Genomic DNA, 18,395 nt, shown 5'->3' with positions numbered 1-18,395 from the left:
CAAGCATCGACTTGACCCGCTCGCAAAGTGTCAGCCATGTCCCCGAACAGGTGTCCGCTATGTCCCCGGGCTGAACACTTGTGCCTAGGATCCCGGGCTCAGCCGCGACAAGCCCTGCCCTGGAGGCGCGGCTGCGCCTCCACCCCACCGTGAGAGCCAAGCGGACAGCGGGATCCTAGGCACAAGGCCTAGGATGACGATAGCGGGAGGGGGGCTGGAGCGAGACCCCGCCCTACAGCAGGGCCGTCACCGCCGCCCGCGCCGCCGCGCCCAGTTCCGGATGCTGCAGCGCATAGGCGACGTTGGCCCGCAAGAGGCCGATCTTGTCGCCGCAGTCGTAGGTGACGCCGTCGTATTCCAGGGCGTGGAAGGGCTCCAGCGCCATCAGCCGGACCATGGCGTCGGTCAGCTGGATCTCGCCGCCGGCCCCTTTGCCCTGGTCGGCCAGCAGGCTGAAGATTTCCGGCTGCAGGATGTAGCGGCCGGAGATGAACAGGTTCGAGGGCTCTGTCCCCAGCGGCGGCTTCTCGACCATGCCGGTCATCCGGTTGAGGCGGCCGTCCTGGCCGTCCAGGGCGACGATGCCGTATTTGTGGGTCTCGCCCGCCGGGGCCGGTTCGACGACGACGATGTTGCCGCCGACCTGCTTGTAGGCGTCCATCGCCTGGGCCAGGGCGGGGCGCTCGGCATGCATCAGCATGTCGGGCAGCATGACGGCGAAGGGCTCGTCGCCGACGATGTCGCGGGCGCACCAGACGGCGTGGCCGAGGCCCTGCGGCGACATCTGGCGCACGAAGCTCATCTCGCCAGGGCGGGGCAGGTCGGCCAGCACGGCCTCCAGGATGTCGAGCTTGCCCTTGGCCTGGAGCTGGCTTTCCAGCTCGATGTGGTGGTCGAAATAGGCCTCGATGGCTTCCTTGCCGCGTCCGGTGACGAAGACGAAGTGCTCGATGCCCGCCGCCCGGCCCTCGGCGATGATGTAGCTGAGGATCGGCCGATCCACGATGTTGAGCATTTCCTTGGGCGTCGTCTTGGCGCCGGGCAGCACGCGCGTGCCCAGGCCCGCGACCGGAAGAACGGCTTTGCGGACAGGTTTCATGGGAGATGAGGTATCCGAAGGACGATCACAATTCCAGCCGGGACGGAACGCCGGGGTTGGGTGGCGGTTCTGGGATCATAGCGCTGGAGGAGCCGCCCATGAGAACCTTCCTGACCATTGCCGTCGCGGCCGGAACGACCCTCGCCCTGATGGCCTGCGGCAAGCCGGCGACGCAGGCTCCGTCGGCCCCCGAGACGACGACCGCGCCGGTGACGCCTTCGGACAGTCCGCCGCCGCCGAACGATGCGACGACCCTGCCGCCAGTGGCCAACCCGCCACCGACCGACCCGACCAAGGTCCCGCCGGACGTCATCGCGCCGCCGCCGGGTGAGACGCCGAAGGGGCAGTAACCCCAATCCGACCATCCCGACGAAAGTCGGGACCCAGCTGGCAAGCCGCCAACGGGTTCAGCTCTGATCAGCACCAGCGTCCGCGATGCTGGTGGACACTGGGTCCCGACTTTCGTCGGGATAATCGGTTGTGGGGTGGGGCCAGCGCCCCCTATTCCACCGTCACCGATTTCGCCAGGTTGCGCGGCTGGTCCACGTCCGCACCCTTCTGCACCGCCACATGGTAGGCCAAGAGCTGGATCGGCGCGGCGAAGACCAGCGGGGCGATCAGGGGATCACAGGTCGGGGCGACGATGACGTCGGCGCCTTCGGGGGCGTGGCGGGCGCCGGCGGCGTCGGTGATCAGCACCACCTTGCCGCCGCGGGCGACGACCTCGCTCATGTTGCTGACCGTCTTCTCGAACAGGGCGTCCGAGGGGGCGATGATGATGATCGGGGTCTCTTCGTCGACCAGGGCGATGGGGCCGTGCTTGAGTTCGCCCGCCGCATAGCCCTCGGCATGGATGTAGCTGATTTCCTTCAGCTTCAGGGCGCCCTCATAGGCCAGCGGGGCCATCGCGCCACGACCCAGGTAGAGCACGTCGCGGGCCCGGGCGATCTTGGGGGCCAGGGCGGTGACGGCGGCCTCGACGTCGAGGGATTCGCCGACCAGGCGCGGGGCCTCCAGCAGGATGCGGGCGAGGTGATGCTCCTGCGCCTCGTCGATGCGGCCGCGGGCGGCGGCGGCGGCGACGGCCAGGGCGAGCAGGGCGGTGACCTGGCTGGTGAAGGCCTTGGTCGAGGCGACCCCGATCTCGGGGCCGGCGTGGGTCGGCCAGAGGACGCCGGCCTCGCGGGCCATGGTGCTCTCGTGGCTGTTGACCACGGCGGCGGTCTTCAGGCCCTTGGCCTGGCACCAGCGCAGGGCGGCAAGCGTATCGGCGGTCTCGCCCGACTGGCTGACGGCGATGGCCAGGGTGCCCGGCGTCACGGCCGGGTCGCGGTAGCGGAACTCCGAGGCGATCTCGACGTCGCAGGGCAGGCCGGCCAGGCGCTCGAAGGTGTAGCGGGCGATGGAGGCGGCGTAGAAGGCGGTGCCGCAGGCGACGATCTGGATGCGTTCAACGGTCTTGAAGTCGAAGTCACCGGGGGCCTTCACCTTGCCGTTCACGGCGTCGAGGTAGGCGGTCAGGGTGTGCTGGCAGGCGTCGGGCTGCTCGTAGATCTCCTTGACCATGAAGTGGCGGTGGTTGCCCTTCTCGACCAGGGCGGCCGAGGCGCTGACCAGCTTCACGGGCCGGGTGACCGGCTGGCCGTCCTCGTCGAAGATGCGGGCGGTGGTGTCGTCGATGGCGACGTAATCACCCTCTTCCAGGTAGACGACCTTGTTGGTGAAGGGGCCGACGGCCAGGGCGTCGCTGCCCAGGAACATCTCGCCATCGCCCTCGCCGACCACCAGCGGGCTGCCGCGGCGGGCGCCCAGCACCAGGCGGTCGTGGCCCTCGATCAGCACGGCCAGGGCGAAGGCGCCGGTCAGGCGGTCGAGGGTGGACTTCAGGGCGGTGAGCGGTTCGTCGCCGGCCGCGATGCGGCTGTCGATCAGCTGGGCGATGACCTCGGTGTCGGTGTCGCTCTCGAAGCTGCGGCCGGCGGCCTGCAGTTCGGCCTTCAGCTCGGCGAAGTTCTCGATGATGCCGTTGTGGACCAGGGTGACCTTGCCGGCCTTGTGCGGGTGGGCGTTGGGGACGTTGGGGACGCCATGGGTGGCCCAGCGGGTGTGGCCGATGCCGACCGTGGCGGTCAACGGTTCGGCGACCAGCACCTCCTCCAGGGCCTTGATCTTGCCCTTGGCGCGACGGCGCTCGACCTTGCCGCCAACCACGCCTGCGACCCCAGCCGAGTCATAACCCCGGTACTCGAGCCGCTTGAGGCTCTCGATCAGCCGCTCGGAGACGGAGCTCTTGCCGACAATGCCGATGATGCCGCACATGCTGGGGACCGTCCTGTTTCACCGATAACGCGAAGGCGCCATTAGCACCGCCCGGCGCCGGCGGGGCATGAAAATGCGTTGCAGACTGTTGCGTTAAGACTTTTCGTTCCGAAACAGACTGTCGCCAAAAGTTTGTTGGCGATCGGCGCGGCCGGATGCAAAACGCCTCCGATAAGAGGGACTTATGGCCAAACGCTCCTATTTCGGCACCGACGGCATCCGCGGCCGCGCCAACAGCCATCCGATGACGGCGGAGGTGGCGCTGCGCGTGGGCCTGGCCGCCGGCAAGCTGTTCCGCACCGAGGCCGACCGCCGCCACCTGGTGGTCATCGGCAAGGACACCCGCCTGTCGGGCTACATGATTGAGCCGGCCCTGGTCGCCGGCTTCACCAGCATGGGCATGGACGTGCGGCTGTTCGGGCCGCTGCCGACGCCCGGGGTGGCGATGATGACCCGCTCTATGCGGGCAGACCTGGGCGTCGTGATCAGCGCCAGCCACAACGCCTTCAGCGACAACGGCATCAAGCTGTTCGGGCCGGACGGCTACAAGCTCAGCGACGCCCGCGAGGCGGAGATCGAGCGGCATATGGACGAGGGCCTGCAGGAGAACCTGGTCGGTCCGACGGAGCTGGGCCGGGTGCGGCGGATCGACGATGCGCAGGCGCGCTACGTCGAGATCGTCAAGGCGACCTTCCCGAAAGCCCTGAACCTCAACGGCCTGCGCGTCGTCGTCGATTGCGCCAACGGGGCGGCCTACAAGGTGGCGCCGGCGGTGCTGTACGAGTTGGGCGCCGAGGTCATCGAGATCGGGGTGGAGCCAAACGGCTTCAACATCAACGAGCTGTGCGGCTCGACCCATCCGCAGACGATGAGCGCGGCGGTCAAGGAATACCGCGCCGACATCGGCATCGCTTTGGACGGCGACGCCGACCGGGTGACCATCTGCGACGAGAACGGCGTCGTCGTCGACGGCGACCAGATCATGGCCATCGTGGCCGGGGCCTGGGCCAAGGCCGAGAAGCTCAGCGGCGGCGGCATCGTCGCCACGGTGATGAGCAACCTGGGCCTGGAGCGGTTCATGACCGCCCAGGGCCTGACCCTGGAGCGGACCGGGGTGGGCGACCGCTATGTCATGGAGCGGATGCGCTCGGGCGGCTTCAACCTGGGCGGCGAACAGTCGGGGCATGTGATCCTGTCGGACTTCTCGACGACCGGCGACGGGCTGATCGCGGCTTTGCAGGTGGTGGCGGTGATGGTCCAGACCGACCAGCCGATGAGCGCCCTGGCCCGCCAGTTCGAGCCGGTGCCGCAGCTGTTGGAGAACGTCCGGTTCTCCAAGGGCGCCAAGCCGCTGGACAACGACAAGGTCAAGGACGCCATCCTGTCGGCGGAGGCCAGGCTGAACGGTTCGGGCCGGGTGCTGGTGCGGGCCTCGGGCACCGAGCCGCTGATCCGGGTGATGGCCGAGGGCGACGACGAGGCGCTGGTGGCCCAGCTGGTCGGGGAGATCGCCGGGGCGGTGAAGGCGGCGGGGTAATCCTCCTCCGACCCGCAGGGCGGGGGAGGGGGACCGCCGCCGAAGGCGGTGGTGGAGGGGGCAGCGCCGGCGGGGCGGGCTGACCCTGAACGCTGTCGTTGCGACCGCGCCAGAACGCTCTTCAACCCCACGGGCCGGCGCTGCCCCCTCCACCACCGGCCCTGAAGTCGGGCCGGCGGTCCCCCTCCCCCGTCGCTTCGCGCCGGAGGAGGAACTGTCACGGCCGCAGCGCCAACAGCGCGAAACTCGCCAGCCAGTGCTCGCCCATGTAGTCGCCGGCGACGTGGTCGATGGCGCTGGCCAGGTGGCGGGCGGCGGCGTCGCGGGCGACCGGGGCGGCCGGGTGGCCCTCCGGCAGGGCGGCGGCGATGTTTCGCCAGCACCAGGCGCGGCTGAGGTTCAAGCCATCCAGGTGGGCGATCTTGCCGTCGGTGCGGTCGCTGACGGTGGCCGGGTGGAACAGCGCAGCCGGCAGGCGTTCGGCGGCTCTCGGTAAGAAGCGGTCGAACCAGGCGGGGAAGTCGGCGCCGAGGACATGGCGCATGGCCTCGGCCTCCATCAGGGCCGGGGAGAGGAAGTCTTCGCCGGAGGGTTCCCAGGCCTGGCAGTCGGCGTCGTCGAGGTGCCAGCGGCGCAGGGCGGCTTTCAGCAGGGCTGACAGGTCGTGGTCGTCGACAGCGTCGGCGTATTCGAGGGCCAGGGTGATGGCGAAGGCGGTGCTGGAATGGACGCCGGTGCGGACCGGGTAGGTGGCCAGCGGCAGGTAGGCGTGGAAGCGCTGGACGAAGCCGTCGGCCAGGGGCCGCAGGTGGGCGAACCAGTCGTCGTCGTGGCGCAGCAGCTCGGCCTGCAGCATCAGGAGCCAGCCCCAGCCGTAGGGGCGCTCGAAGCCGCGTGAACCGGGGCGGGCCAGGTAGGCGGTCTCGACGGCGACCTTGGCGGGGGTGAAGGCGTCGTCGAACAGGGCGCGGATGCCGGGGGCCTCGGGGATGTCGGGGTAGAGGCGCAGCAGGGTGGCCAGGGTCCAGTAGCCGTGGACGCAGCTGTGCCAGTCGTAGCTGCCGAAGAAAATCGGGTGGAAATCCTGGTGCGGCGCGACATCGGCGGCGCTCGCGAACACATGATCGGCCTTGTGCGGCCAGGGCTGGCGGACGTGGCCGAGCGCAATGGCGGCAAATTTCGAGGCCGTCTCGGCCGAAAGCTCAGTAGACGAAGACATACATCAGCACGGTGTTGGCGATCAGCAGGATCAGGGCGGTGGGGATCTGGGCCTTGATGACGCCGTAGCGGTCGGTCAGCTCCAGAAGGGCGGCGGGGACGATGTTGAAGTTGGCGGCCATCGGGGTCATCAGCGTGCCGCAGAAGCCCGACAGCATGCCGACGGCGGCCATGACCACCGGGTCGCCGTGGAAGGTCCCGACGATCAGCGGCAGGCCGATGCCGGCGGTCATCACCGGGAAGGCGGCGAAGGCGTTGCCCATGATGACCGTGAAGATGGCCATGCCGAAGGTGTAGGCGACGACGGCGAGGATGGCCCCGGCCGCGCCGCTGGACGGCAGGCTGGAGCCGGCGAAGGCCCCGATGATCTGGCCCACCCCGGCGGCGGCGAAGACGGCGCCCAGCGCCGCCAGGGTCTGGGGCAGCAGGGCGGCCCAGCCGACGGCGTCGAGCAGGCGGCGGCCCTCCTGGGCCGGCACGGTGGGCCGGGGCCGGATCATGATCACGGCGATGACCAGGCCGGTGAGGATGCCGAGGATCAGGGAGACCAGGGTCGCCTGCTTGGGATCGACGACATGGGCGCCACCGATGGTCCAGGCCTTGAAGACGAAGGTGCCGACCAGGGTGACCAGGGGGATGACCAGGGCCGGGATGAACAGTTTTGCGCCGAGGCGGGCGGCGCTTATCCGGCGCTCTTCCGGCGTGGTGGTGTTGGGCTTGCCTTGGCCAAGCGCGCCGAAACCGGCCAGGCCGGCGAGGGCAAGGACCAGGACGCCGTTGGCGAGGTCGCCGATGTAGGAGCCGACGAGGAAGCTGACGGCCAGCAGGCCCCAGAAGGCGAGGTTGCCCCAGCGCTTGGGGTTTTCGCGGTCGAAGGCGCCGAGCAGGGCCATGGCGGCGAAGAAGACGCCGCCGATGACGTAGAGGACCGGCAGGCCGATCATCGGGTCGGCTCCGCTTCGTTCAGTTTCGCGATCTGGCCGTCGAGCCGCCAGAGGCGCACCCCGTGGATGACGAAGGCCAGCACGGCGGTGGGGATGGCCCAGACCGACAGGGCCAGCGGTTCGACGACGATGCCGTTCTGCTCCAGGAAGCCCTTGATCAGCAGGATGGAGGCGATGGCGATGAAGATGTCCTCGCCAAAGAACAGGCCGACGTTATCGGTGGCGGCGCTGAAGGCGCGGATGCGCATGCGGGCCTCCTGGCCGAGCGGGCCGAGTTTGGCCTCTGCGGCCCCCTCGGCCATCGGGGCGATCAGCGGGCGGACCATCTGCGGATGGCCGCCGAGGGAGGTGAGACCGAGAGCCGAGGTGACCTGGCGGACCAGCAGATAGAGCAGCAGCAGGCGGCCGGTGGTGGCGCCCTTGATGGACGCCACCAGATCGCGGGCCTTTTCCTGCAGGCCGGCCCGCTCGAGCAGGCCGATGACCGGCAGGATCATCCAGGTCAGGGTGATGTAGCGGTTGTCGTTGAAGGCCTTGCCGAAGGTCTCCAGGGTCTGGATGGCGGCGGGCAGCGGGGCGAGGCCGGTCGACAGTCCAAAGGCGATGCCGGTGGCCAGGGCGGCGGCGGCCACGACCAGCAGCGGATTGAACCGCGCCACGAAGCCGGCGACGACGACGGCGATGCCGATCAGCGGCCAGAGGGACATGAGGGGCCTCCCGTTGCGGGCGTCACAGTCGCCGGAGTCTGATCAGGCGTCTACCGGCGCGTCCTCGTCGAGGTGGCGCAGGGGCGAGAAGGTGAAGACGCAGGCGACCAGGCCGATCATCAGCAGGCCCGGAACGAGGATGGCGGTGTGCGGGCCCACGGCCTTGGCCAGGAAGCCGTAGGCGGCCGCGCCGAGCGGCCCGCCGCCCATCAGGCCCAGGGTGAAGACCGACAGGATGCGGCCCCGGCTGGCGGCCGGCGCGTACTGCTGCACCAGGCCCCGGCCGAGGGTCATGGCCACGCCGCCGCCCAGGCCCCAGACGAAGTTGAGGACGCAGAGCACCGGGAAGGGCACGGTGACCGAGCAGGCGATCAGGACCAGGCCGCCGCTCAGCAGGGCGGCCATGTAGACCAGGCCCTTGCGGCGCAGGTGGCCGAGCCGGGTCAGGGTCAGGGCCGAGATCAGCGAACCGACCCAGAAGCAGAGGCTGAACAGGGCCAGCGCGGTGGCGATGTGGGTGGGATCGGGGTCGTTGGGCGGGAAGTAGCTCTGCACGATCAGCGGCAGCAGCACAAAGAAGCTGCCCATGAAGCAGATGCCGACGAACAGGGCGCAGACCACCACCGGGGCGATGATCGGCGAGCCGAAGGCGGCTTTCAGGCCGCCGGCGATGTCGGCGGCCATGCGGCGGATGAGGTGCCCCTCGCCGCGCTCGGCGACATGGGCCGGGCGCGGGCGCAGGGAGATGGCGGCCAGGCTGGCGGCGGCCATCAGCCCGGCCAGGCTGAGCAGCATGCGGCCGACCCCGACGAAGGGCGCCAGGGTGGCGTAGGCCATGCCGAGGATCTGGGCCCCGAACTGGGCCAGGGAGGCGAAGTTGACGGCCCGATGGACCGACCGCGCGTCGTCGCCGGGCGCGACCAGGCTGAGCAGGCTGTCGCGGGCGGGGATGGCGAAGGCGCCGATGGTTCCCACCGACAGGGCGTAGAAGATGACCAGGCCATAGGTCAGCCGGCCGCTGATCACCATCAGGCCGAGCGCCGTGAAGGTCAGGACGCTGAGGGCGCAGGCGATGGCGACGATGCGGCGCGGCGGAATGCGGTCGGCGGTGAAGCCGCCGATGAGGATCAGCAGGGTGGTCGGCAGCTGCAGGCACATCTGGGCCAGGCCGAAGCGGATCTCATCCTCCTGCAGGACGACGCGCACCAGGTAGGGAAACAGCACCAGCTGCACCCCGAAGGCCAGGAACCAGGCGCCGTGGGTGAACAGATAGGCCCCGAAACGCGGCGAGGGGACGGGGGCTGGCTCTGGCGGCAAGGGGATTCTCCGGCGGCCAGACTCCATGAGGCGCGGGGCCGGCGCAAGCGCGACCCTTGTCGAAGCGGCCAACCATTATACCGCGTCGCGACGCCGGAAGGGACGGTCATCGTCCTTAGGCCAGTGAAATCAGCGGGTTGGGGTGGTCGGCGGGTTGGTTGGGACGCTGTGAAGGTAGCCCCGGACGTTGGCCATCGGGTTGGTCGCCGGTTGCCGAAGGTTGGCCGGCTTGTGCCCGGCCTGGGCACTCCCTCGCGGCCCGGGTCGGCGAAGGGCGGTTTTGGCTGGTGAATATGTCTAGACATATTCACCAGCCTGTCGGCATGCGCCCGCCGTGGCGTGGTCGGGCGCCCGCATGCCGAGGCGCGGCAGCGCCAGAATTTCTATCATGGCGCGCCGACCTCAGGCTCGCCTGGCCGCGGGGCCTGATCATCCCAGCGGAGGTTTCCGTTCACGGAAACTAATCATCCCGTGCAGAACTTCTGGAAGGCGAGAGGCGTCGTCCTGGCCTAACCGTGGCTTGGATACAGCGGAGCATTCCATGGCCAGCAAGGCGTCCAGCCGTTTCATTTCCGGGTTCGGGGTCCAGGTCCTGGCGGCGATGGTCGTCGGGCTGGGGCTGGGCCTGCTGGCGCGCGGCCTGGGCGACGAGGTCGGGCAGCAGGGCTGGTGGCTGGCCGAGACTCTGCGGCAGGTCGGGGCGATCTTTGTCCAGCTGTTGCGGGTCCTGGTTCCGCCGCTGGTGTTCTGCGCCATCGTCGCCAGTGTGGTCAGCCTGCGCGACCTGAAGAACGCCGCCGGGCTGGTCTGGCGGACGCTGCTGTGGTTCGCGGTGACGGCGCTGGTCGCGGTGGTCATCGGCCTGGCGCTCGGGATCCTCCTGCAGCCGGGCCTGCACACCAGCGTCGCCGCCGACCTGGCCGCGCCGCCGAAGTCCACGGGCTCCTGGCTCGACTTCCTGACCGGCCTGGTCCCGGTCAACATCCTCGGACTGACGGCCTCCACCAGCATCACCAACGGCGCGGCCAAGACCGGGCTGTCGTTCAATGTGCTGCAGATCGTGGTGCTGGCCCTGGTGGCCGGCGTCGCCGCCCTGCGGGTGGGCGAGGCCGGCGAGGCCTTCCTGCGGTTCAACGCCTCGGCCCTGGCCATCGTGCGCAAGGTGCTGGGTTGGGTGATCAGGCTGACGCCGGTCGGGACCGTGGGGCTGATCGGCTATGCGGTGGCCCACTATGGCTGGGACACGCTGCAGCAGCTGGGGGTGTTCAGCCTGGCGGTCTATCTGGGGCTGGGATTGGTGCTGTTCGGGGTCTATCCGGCCCTGCTGTTGCTGCATGGGCTGAACCCCTTGCGGTTCTTCGCCGGGGCCTGGCCGGCGATCCAGCTGGCCTTCGTCTCGCGCTCGTCGATCGGGACGTTGCCGGTGACCGAGACGGTGACCCAGGAGCGGCTGGGGGTTCCCAAGGCCTATGCCGCCTTCGCCGTGCCCCTGGGGGCGACGACCAAGATGGACGGTTGCGCGGCCATCTATCCGGCCATCGCGGCGCTGTTCGTGGCGCAGTTCTACGGCATCGCGCTCGGACCGACCGAGTACCTGCTGATCGCGGCGGTGTCGGTGCTCGGCTCGGCGGCGACGGCCGGACTGACCGGGGCGCTGGTCATGCTGACCCTGACCCTGTCGACCCTGGGTCTGCCGCTGGAGGGGGCGGGCCTGTTGCTGGCGATCGACCCGATCCTCGACATGGGCCGCACGGCTGTGAATGTGGCGGGCCAGGCGCTGGTCCCGACGCTGGTGGCCAGGCGGCAGGGGATTCTGGACCAGGCGGTCTATGACGGGGTGGCGGAGGGTGAGGGGCTGGTTCCGGCTTCGGCCTAGATCCCCTCAACGACCGCTCAGCCCAGCATTCGCCGGGATGAGCGGTAGAAGGAGGGCGCCTACTCCCGCCCGATGCTCGAATACTCGAAGCCGCGGCGGCGCATGTCGTCGGGGCGGTAGATGTTGCGCAGGTCGACGACGACGGGGGCGTGCATCAGCAGTTTGACGCGGTCGAGGTCGAGGGCGCGGAACTCGTCCCATTCGGTGATGATGACCACGGCGTCGGCGCCCTCGACGGCGTCGTAGGGGCCGTCCTTGAAGTCGATGCCCGGCAGCATCTGGCGGGCCTCATGGCCCTCCGGGTCATAGGCCTGGACGGTGGCGCCCATGGCCTGCAGGGCCGGGACGATGTCGAGGCTGGGGGCGTCGCGCATGTCGTCGGTGTTGGGCTTGAAGGTGAGGCCGAGGACACCGATGACCTTGCCGGTCAGGTCTTCGGAGCCCAGGGCCTTGGCGACGCGGGCGGCCATGGCCTTCTTGCGGCGGTCGTTGACGCGGACGGTGGCCTCGACCAGCTCGATCGGGGCGCCGGCGTCGCTGGCCGTGCGGACCAGGGCCAGGGTGTCCTTGGGAAAGCAGCTGCCGCCATAGCCGGGGCCGGCGTTGAGGAACTTGCCGCCGATGCGGTTGTCCAGGCCGATGCCCTTGGCCACCTGCTGCACGTCGGCGCCGACCGCTTCGCAGAGGTCGGCGACCTCGTTGATAAAAGTGATCTTCAAGGCCAGGAAGGCGTTGGCGGCGTATTTGATCAGCTCGCTGGTGCGGCGTCCGGTGAAGACGATCGGGGTCTCGTTGAGGAACAGCGGCCGGTAGATCTCGGTCATCACCTCGCGGGCCTTGGCGTTGTCCGTGCCGACGACGACGCGGTCGGGCCGCTTGAAGTCGTCGATGGCGGCGCCCTCACGCAGGAACTCAGGGTTGGAGACGACGGCGAACTCGGCGTCGGGCCGTATTTCGCGGATGATGCGCTCGATCTCGTCGCCGGTGCCGACCGGCACGGTGGACTTGGTGACGATGACGGTGAAGCCGTTCATCAGGCCGGCGATCTCCTCGGCGGCGGCGTAGACGTAGGAGAGGTCGGCGTGGCCGTCGCCGCGGCGCGAGGGGGTGCCGACGGCGATGAACACCGCGTCGGCGTTGCGGACGGCGTCATCGGCCTCGGTGGCGAAGAACAGCCGGCCGGCCTTGACGTTGCGGGCCACCAGGTCATCGAGGCCCGGCTCGTAGATCGGCATGATGTTGTCATGCAGCCGGGCGATCTTGCCGGCGTCCTTGTCGATGCAGCAGACGGTGTGGCCGAAGTCGGCGAAGCAGGCTCCGGACACCAGGCCGACGTAGCCGGTGCCGATCATCGCAACACGCATGGAAGTGTCTCTGTGTTTGGGGCGTGGACGCCGCTTTTATGGGCGGCTTTGAGCATGACGTGGGGTGAGAGGGCAACCATAGGAAGGGTGGGGTGGTGCGGGTTGGCGGGGAGGGTGGCTTTTGGGCACTCCTGGCTCGGTCCTTCTCCCGCTTGTCGGGAGAAGGTGGCCCCGAAGGGGTCGGATGAGGGCAGAGCGGAAAGGGAAGGCTAGCGACTGCGCTATCCGCGCCAGAACGCGCGCAATCGTCTAGGCCGGTGCTGCCCTCATCCGACGGCCTTCGGCCGCCACCTTCTCCCGACAAGCGGGAGAAGGGAATGTCGCGCGCGGCCTTCAGATCTCTTGATTATACTTCCCAACCTGCGGGTAGGCGGCCAGCCTCGGCTTCACTTCCTTGTGGAACAATGCCCGCATGTCGTCGGCCGAGCGGGTGCTCTCCACGACCACAACGATCTCCGGCTTGTTGGAGCTGGCGCGGACCAGGACCCAGCTGCCGTCGTCCAACGCCACGCGGACGCCGTTGACGGTGATGACCTGCGTGATCCCGCGGCCGAGGATCTCGCCGCCCCTGGCGGCCAGGGTTTCGTACTCGCTGACGATGCTTTGTACGACGCCGTATTTTTCCTCATCGGCGCAGTGGGGGCTCATGGTCAGGGAGGTGTAGGCGACCGGCAGGGCGTTCTTCAGGTCGCTGAGTTTCTTGTCCGGGTTGCGGTCGAGCATCGACAGGATGGCCGCCGCCGCGGTCAGGCCGCAATCGTATCCCCTGCCCAGCGGCTCATTGAGGAAGAAGTGGCCGCTCTTTTCGAAGCCGGCCAGGGCGCCCAGTTCCGCCGACTTGCGCTTGATGTAGCTGTGGCCGGTCTTCCAGTAGACGGTGGTGGCGCCGTTGGCCTCGAGGATGGGGTCGGTGGCGTAGAGGCCGGTCGATTTGACGTCGACGACGAAGGTGGCGCCCGGGTTCAGCGGGGCCAGGTCGCGGGCCAGCATCAGGCCGATCTTGTCGGCGAAGATCTCCTCGCCGGTGTCGTCGACGACGCCGCAGCGGTCGCCGTCGCCGTCGAAGCCCAGGGCCAGGTCGGCCCCGAATTCCTTCACGGCCTTGCTCATCTCCTGGAGCATCTCGTGGTCTTCGGGGTTGGGGTTGTACTTGGGGAAGGTCCAGTCGAGCTCGCAGTCCATCTCATAGACCACGGCCACGCCCATGCGGCGCAGGGCGTCGGGGACAAAAGCGCCGGCGGTGCCGTTGCCGCAGGCGGCGACGACCTTCAGCGGGCGTTTGATGCTGGCGCGGCGAGCGACGTCGGCGATGTAGCGCTCGTGCATGCCTTCGATGCGAGTCAGCTTGCCGCCGTCGCGCGGTTTGAATTTGGCGCCGAGCACGATGTCCTTGAGGGCGCCCATCTCGTCGGGGCCGAAGGTCAGGGGGCGGGCGGCGCCCATCTTCACCCCGGTCCAGCCATTCTCGTTGTGGCTGGCGGTGACCATGGCCACGCAGGGGGCCTCAAGGTCGAACTGGGCGTAGTAGGCGGTGGGCGACAGGGCCAGGCCGATGTCGAGCACCTCGCAGCCGGCCTCGATGAGGCCAAGGCTCAGGGCCTGCTTGATGGTCAGGCTGTAGCTGCGGAAATCGTGGCCGACGACGATGCGGCGGTGGCCGAGGGACTGGATGTAGGTCCCCAGGCCCAGGCCCAGGGCCTGGATGCCCAAGAGGTTGATATCCGGGCCGAACAGCCAGCGGGCGTCGTACTCGCGGAATCCCGTGGCCTTGACCAGCGGCTCGGTCTCGTAGGCGACGGTGTTGGGGACGAGGTCGGCGCGGGGGAGGAAGGGCATGCAAGGACTCGGGAGCCGTTTTCTTGGACGGCTCCTATAGCGCGTTGTGGCCGAGGTCGTCAGGGGCCATCGGTCATCCCAGCGGCCGCACGTCATCGACGTCGTCGAGGATGCTTTCGGGCGGTCCGGGGTCGTCCGGCAGGCGCGGCGGGCAGGTGGGTGGCGGGGTGGCGTCCAGTTCGCGCTGCATCGCCTGGGCCGACACGGTGTGGCCCATCCTCTTGTCCGTAATGTCCTTGGCCTGCGGCCCGACCGGGTCCAGCTCACCAAGGTCGCTCAGAAAGTCGTCGAGTGTCTTGCGGAAGCGGGCCTCATAGTCGGCCCAGCCCGCTTGCCCTCGTGGCGGCGGCGTCCCGGCGGCGCAGGCCTCGGCGGCCCTTTGCACCAGCATTCTCAGGTCCATCAGGCGCTCGAAGGTGGGCTGGAAGCGCTCCTCGTACTCGGCCAGGGAGCCGATTTCCTTGAGGGGGGCGATGGTGAGCGGGATTGTCTCGCCGGCCGCGAGTCGTGGGTCCATCGCGCCAGCAGGCGGTGGGGCCAGCGGAGCCGGCGGCGGGGTGGTGGCGCGCAGGTCGGGCGGCGGCAGCGGCGCCTCCTTTTCGCGTTCGGGCGCGGCCGGTCCGGGGTTGCTGGCAAACGGCAGCCGGGGGCTGTCGGAGCCGTCGGAGATGTAGACCCGGTCGGCCGGGACCGGCGGGCAGTCCTCCTCGGTCTTCAGCGGGTTGAAGCCGAAGACGCCGGGCGCGGTCTCGGTCATGGTCATGAGGAAGGGCACGGTGGTGACGGGGTCGCCGCCCGGTCGCGTGATGTGGATGACGAAGGTCATGGGACCGGAGCCGGGCGGGACCTTGAAGGCCATGAAGGCCTCGCGGGCGCCGTTGCTGGCGTTGGAGAAGCCCATCTGCTTCCACATGCCCGTCGGCGCATCGACCTTGCTGAGCACGCCGGGGATGGAGAACTTGCCGCCCTCGGACCAGCCGCCTTCCTCGTGCTTGACCAGGCTGCCGTCGACGTAGGTATCGCGGGTCCAGGAGACGGTCAGCTTCCACTCGCCCCACAGGTCGCAGGGGCCGACATCGAAGGGGGCCTGGACCTGGTGGTCGCCGCTCCGTTCGAGGAAGGCGGTCTGGAAGGTGCCCTTGTCGGGCGATTTGGCGATGTTGGCGAAGACGTTGACGACATCGCCCTTGCCGCGTTTGGCGCCGACCTTCAGCGACACCCCGGTCAGGGGATCGGTGAAGACGGTCATTTCGCTGTCCTTGATGCGACATTTGTAGAGGGTCGGGCCGTCCCCCCCGCCGCCGCCACCACCGACTCCGGCCGCGCCGAGCAGGCCGCCGACCAGCATGCCGCCGAGCTTCTTGGTCAGCTGGGCGCCGGAGCCGACCTTGCCGTTGGAGCCGACGGTGATGGGCTTGCGGCCCTGTTTGGGCGGGCAGGGCTTCTTGCCGTCCGGAGCGCGGGCGGGGATGACGCCGACGCCTTCGGAGACCGGCGCGGCCGGCGGCGGGGCGGGGTCGCCGGTGGCGACGCGGGTCTGCTCGCCCGGGCAGGGGAGGATGGGGATGGCCAGGATGCGCTGGTACATGGCGTTGATGGCCGTGGACTCGGCGGTGGCCGTCTCGGCGATGGGGCCATAGGCGGTCTGTTCGGCCCGCACGGCCGCCCAGCCGGGGCCGCCCTCGTTCTTCATGTAGTCGGTGAACATGCCGCCGAGCTTGCCCAGGTGGGCGGTGGCGGTCTGGGCGTTGGCTAGGCTGGCCTTGGCGGCCGGAGTGTAGACCTCGTTCATGTAGGCGACGCGGGCGAACTCGTCGCAGAAGCTGGCCGGCGGTTCGAGTTTGGCGACCGGCAGCAGGCTGGGGCGGGTCAGGTCCGGGGCCGGGAGTTTCGGCGCGGCGGCGGTCGGTGGGCCGGTGGTCGCCAGTTCGTCCGGCTTTGTCTGCGGCCGGCAGATCTTCTCGCACTCGAGGGCGGCGGCGCGGGCCGCCTCCAGCTGCGGGGTCAGGGCGTCGAGTTCGGCCTTCAGATGGGCGAACCGCTGCTCGATGGGGATCTGCGCCGCCCGGTGCGAATGCTTGTGCTCCTCGGACTGCACTCGCATCTGGTTGAGGATGCCGCTGACCCTGTTGGCCAGGTCGTTGTAGCGGTCGGCCTTCTGGCGGCACTCGGGGCAGACGCCGGTGAACAGCCGGGGCGAGGCGGGCACGTCGAAGCCGGCGCCCAGGGTGTCCGGCGGCGGCTTCATGCGCGGATCGTAGAAGCCGCCGGTCCGCACGCCGTCGAGGTTCCAGCGCTCGCCGCGCCAGGGCAGGCCCTCGCCGTTGAACTCGTAGAAGCCGATCACGTGGCCGCCTTTGACGATCTCGGCGGAGACGATGATCTCCTCGCCATAGGGATCCTTGCCGTAGAGCGGGGCCCAGGTGGCGCCGTCGACCAGCTGCGGGCCGATGGTCTCGAAGACCTTGCCCTGCTGGGTCAGGGTGATGGGGCCGGTGGGCTTGCCGTCGGGACCGAACTCGACCCGGTGGGTCGGCACGTCCTGGCGATTGTAGAAGACGACCCGGGCGCTTTCGCCGAGCGCGGTCTCCTCGGCGTAGCTGGCGGAGATGAAGCTCTCCACCGTGCCGGGCGGCTTTGGCGTCTCCTCGACCCAGGTCTCGATGGCCTCATCGAATTTCCGGATCTGCTCGGCGTTGCGGGCCCGCATCTCTTCCCAGCGGGCGTTGGCCTCGTCGGAGGCCTTCTGGGCGGCGGCGTCCTCGGCGGCCTCGACACGGCGCTGTTCAGCCCGGGCGGCTTCGGAGCGCTGGCGAGCCTCGGCGCGCCGTTCGGCCTGCTGCTGGGCCCGGCTCTTCGGGGCGCCGCCCTGGGTCGCGGCGGGCGGACCGCCCTGGCCCCAGGCCAGCGGCGCGAACAGGCCGGCCAGGACGACGGCGAGGATGGCGAGGCTGGGCAGGCGCGTCATGAGACCTCCGGGTAAGCCGGCGGGAACGCGGAACTGGACTGATAACGAGGTTATACCGCCTGGCCGGCGGCGGCTAGGCAGCGCCCTAGACGACTCCGGCGCTGAGCACATCGTGGACGTGCAGGACGCCGACCGGCCGGCCGTCATCAACGACGAACAGCACGGTGATGCGGCTCTCGTTCATGATCCGGGCGGCGTCGGCGGCCAGGGTTTCGGCGGTGACGGCCTTGGGGTTGCGGCTCATCACCTCTCCGACGGTCTTGGACGAGAGGCCGTCGAAGTTGCGGCGCAGGTCGCCGTCGGTGACCACCCCGGCCAGCCGGCCCTCGGCGTCGACCACGCCGACCACGCCGAGGCGGCGGGCGGTCATCACCTCCATGGCCTGGGGCATGGGCATGTCGAGCCCGGCCAGCGGGGCCTCGGCCAGCTTGTGCATGAGATCGCCGACCGTGCGCAGCATGGCCCCCAGCTTGCCGCCGGGATGGAAGACGTGGAAATCCTTGGGCGTGAAGCCGCGCCGCTCCAGCAGGGCCACGGCCAGGGCGTCGCCGAGGGCGATCTGCAGGGTGGTGGAGGTGGTCGGGGCGTGCAGGTCGCCGGTGACCTCGGGCGAGTCGGCCAGTTTCAGGACGACGGTTGAGGCCTTGCCGAGCGCGCTGTGCGGATTGGCGGTCATGCCGAGCAGCGGCAGGCCGAAGCGGTGGCAGTAGGCGATGATGTCGGACAGCTCGCGCACCTCGCCGGACTTGGAGAGGGCCAGCACGACGTCGGCGTCGCCGAACATGCCCAGGTCGCCGTGGCTGGCCTCAGCGGCGTGGACGAACATCGCCGGGGTGCCGGTCGAGGCCAGGGTGGCGGCGATCTTGCGGCCGACATGGCCGCTCTTGCCGATGCCGGTGCAGACCACCCGGCCCTTGGAGGCGAAGACGATCTCGACGGCGCGGGCGAAGTCCTCGCCCAGCTCGGCGGCCTGTTGGTCGAGGGCGCGGGCCTCGGTGCTCAGCACGCGGCGACCGGCCGCCACGGGATCGATGTCGCTCATTGGGCGGTGCGGAGTCCTGCGGCTTTGGCCGGGGTGATCGGCTCGTGGCCGAACGGGGCCGGCGAACGGGCGCCCTGGCCCTGCGGCCAGACCATGGCCAGCATGATCATGCCGGCGGTCAGGGCGATGGCCAGGGGATAGAAGAAGCGGTCACGCATGGGTGGGGTT

The 18,395-nt window shown here is 69.5% G+C and carries 14 protein-coding genes; 3 read left to right on the top strand and 11 right to left on the bottom strand.

What is annotated here, in order from left to right; all coding sequences use genetic code 11:
- Window positions 1–232: 232 nt before the first annotated feature.
- The gene (locus tag AC1RSK_RS21320; RefSeq protein WP_492909698.1) at window positions 233–1,099 is read right to left on the bottom strand and encodes a UTP--glucose-1-phosphate uridylyltransferase; all 867 of its coding nucleotides are present in this window, start codon (window positions 1,097–1,099) and stop codon (window positions 233–235) included.
- Window positions 1,100–1,197: 98 nt separating this feature from the next.
- Here AC1RSK_RS21320 and AC1RSK_RS21315 point away from each other — a divergent pair, with 98 nt between their 5' ends.
- Window positions 1,198–1,449: a hypothetical protein gene (locus tag AC1RSK_RS21315; RefSeq protein WP_492909697.1), complete on the top strand. Its 252-nt coding sequence runs from the start codon at window positions 1,198–1,200 to the stop codon at window positions 1,447–1,449.
- A gap of 151 nt (window positions 1,450–1,600) precedes the next feature.
- Here AC1RSK_RS21315 and glmS read toward each other — a convergent pair whose 3' ends face one another.
- Window positions 1,601–3,418, bottom strand: a complete 1,818-nt coding sequence (glmS, locus tag AC1RSK_RS21310) for a glutamine--fructose-6-phosphate transaminase (isomerizing) (RefSeq protein WP_492909696.1) — start codon at window positions 3,416–3,418, stop codon at window positions 1,601–1,603.
- Window positions 3,419–3,602: 184 nt separating this feature from the next.
- Here glmS and glmM point away from each other — a divergent pair, with 184 nt between their 5' ends.
- Window positions 3,603–4,955 (top strand): phosphoglucosamine mutase, encoded by a 1,353-nt coding sequence (gene glmM / locus AC1RSK_RS21305; protein WP_492909695.1) that lies wholly within the window; start codon window positions 3,603–3,605, stop codon window positions 4,953–4,955.
- Window positions 4,956–5,172: 217 nt separating this feature from the next.
- On the opposite strand, the gene AC1RSK_RS21300 is transcribed toward glmM, so the two are convergent.
- Genes AC1RSK_RS21300 through AC1RSK_RS21285 form a run of 4 tightly spaced genes read right to left on the bottom strand, consistent with a single transcriptional unit; the run spans window position 5,173 to window position 9,141 of the window.
- The gene (locus AC1RSK_RS21300) at window positions 5,173–6,174 is read right to left on the bottom strand and encodes a DUF2891 domain-containing protein (RefSeq protein ID WP_492909694.1); all 1,002 of its coding nucleotides are present in this window, start codon (window positions 6,172–6,174) and stop codon (window positions 5,173–5,175) included.
- Window positions 6,158–7,117 carry a DUF979 domain-containing protein gene (locus tag AC1RSK_RS21295; RefSeq protein ID WP_492909693.1) on the bottom strand — a complete coding sequence of 320 codons (960 nt, stop codon included), beginning with the start codon at window positions 7,115–7,117 and terminating at the stop codon, window positions 6,158–6,160. Before AC1RSK_RS21295 ends, AC1RSK_RS21300 begins: the two co-directional genes overlap by 17 nt.
- Window positions 7,114–7,824: a DUF969 domain-containing protein gene (locus AC1RSK_RS21290; RefSeq protein ID WP_492909692.1), complete on the bottom strand. Its 711-nt coding sequence runs from the start codon at window positions 7,822–7,824 to the stop codon at window positions 7,114–7,116. The genes AC1RSK_RS21295 and AC1RSK_RS21290 overlap by 4 nt, the downstream gene beginning before the upstream one ends.
- A 42-nt stretch (window positions 7,825–7,866) precedes the next feature.
- Window positions 7,867–9,141 carry an MFS transporter gene (locus tag AC1RSK_RS21285; protein WP_492909691.1) on the bottom strand — a complete coding sequence of 425 codons (1,275 nt, stop codon included), beginning with the start codon at window positions 9,139–9,141 and terminating at the stop codon, window positions 7,867–7,869.
- A gap of 541 nt (window positions 9,142–9,682) precedes the next feature.
- On the opposite strand from AC1RSK_RS21285, the gene AC1RSK_RS21280 reads away from it, so the two are divergent.
- Complete coding sequence (locus tag AC1RSK_RS21280; protein ID WP_492909690.1) at window positions 9,683–11,017, top strand: dicarboxylate/amino acid:cation symporter; 1,335 nt, start codon at window positions 9,683–9,685, stop codon at window positions 11,015–11,017.
- A gap of 59 nt (window positions 11,018–11,076) precedes the next feature.
- Here the strand turns inward: AC1RSK_RS21280 and AC1RSK_RS21275 are convergent, their stop codons facing one another.
- From AC1RSK_RS21275 to AC1RSK_RS21255, 5 genes are all read right to left on the bottom strand, one after another.
- Window positions 11,077–12,381, bottom strand: coding sequence for a UDP-glucose dehydrogenase family protein (locus tag AC1RSK_RS21275; protein WP_492909689.1), 1,305 nt, complete (start codon window positions 12,379–12,381; stop codon window positions 11,077–11,079).
- A 333-nt stretch (window positions 12,382–12,714) separates the two neighbouring features.
- The gene (locus AC1RSK_RS21270) at window positions 12,715–14,217 is read right to left on the bottom strand and encodes a phosphomannomutase/phosphoglucomutase (RefSeq protein WP_492909688.1); all 1,503 of its coding nucleotides are present in this window, start codon (window positions 14,215–14,217) and stop codon (window positions 12,715–12,717) included.
- A 73-nt stretch (window positions 14,218–14,290) separates the two neighbouring features.
- Complete coding sequence (locus AC1RSK_RS21265) at window positions 14,291–17,185, bottom strand: hypothetical protein (protein WP_492909687.1); 2,895 nt, start codon at window positions 17,183–17,185, stop codon at window positions 14,291–14,293.
- Window positions 17,186–17,270: 85 nt separating this feature from the next.
- Window positions 17,271–18,227 (bottom strand): KpsF/GutQ family sugar-phosphate isomerase, encoded by a 957-nt coding sequence (locus tag AC1RSK_RS21260; RefSeq protein ID WP_492909686.1) that lies wholly within the window; start codon window positions 18,225–18,227, stop codon window positions 17,271–17,273.
- A complete protein-coding gene (locus AC1RSK_RS21255) occupies window positions 18,224–18,385 on the bottom strand; it encodes a hypothetical protein (protein WP_492909685.1) in 162 nt (53 codons plus the stop codon). Before AC1RSK_RS21255 ends, AC1RSK_RS21260 begins: the two co-directional genes overlap by 4 nt.
- Window positions 18,386–18,395: the final 10 nt, after the last annotated feature.

Source organism: Caulobacter sp. GW821-FHT11A05 (genome assembly GCF_058809015.1).
This window is presented reverse-complemented; position numbering and strand designations above follow the sequence as displayed.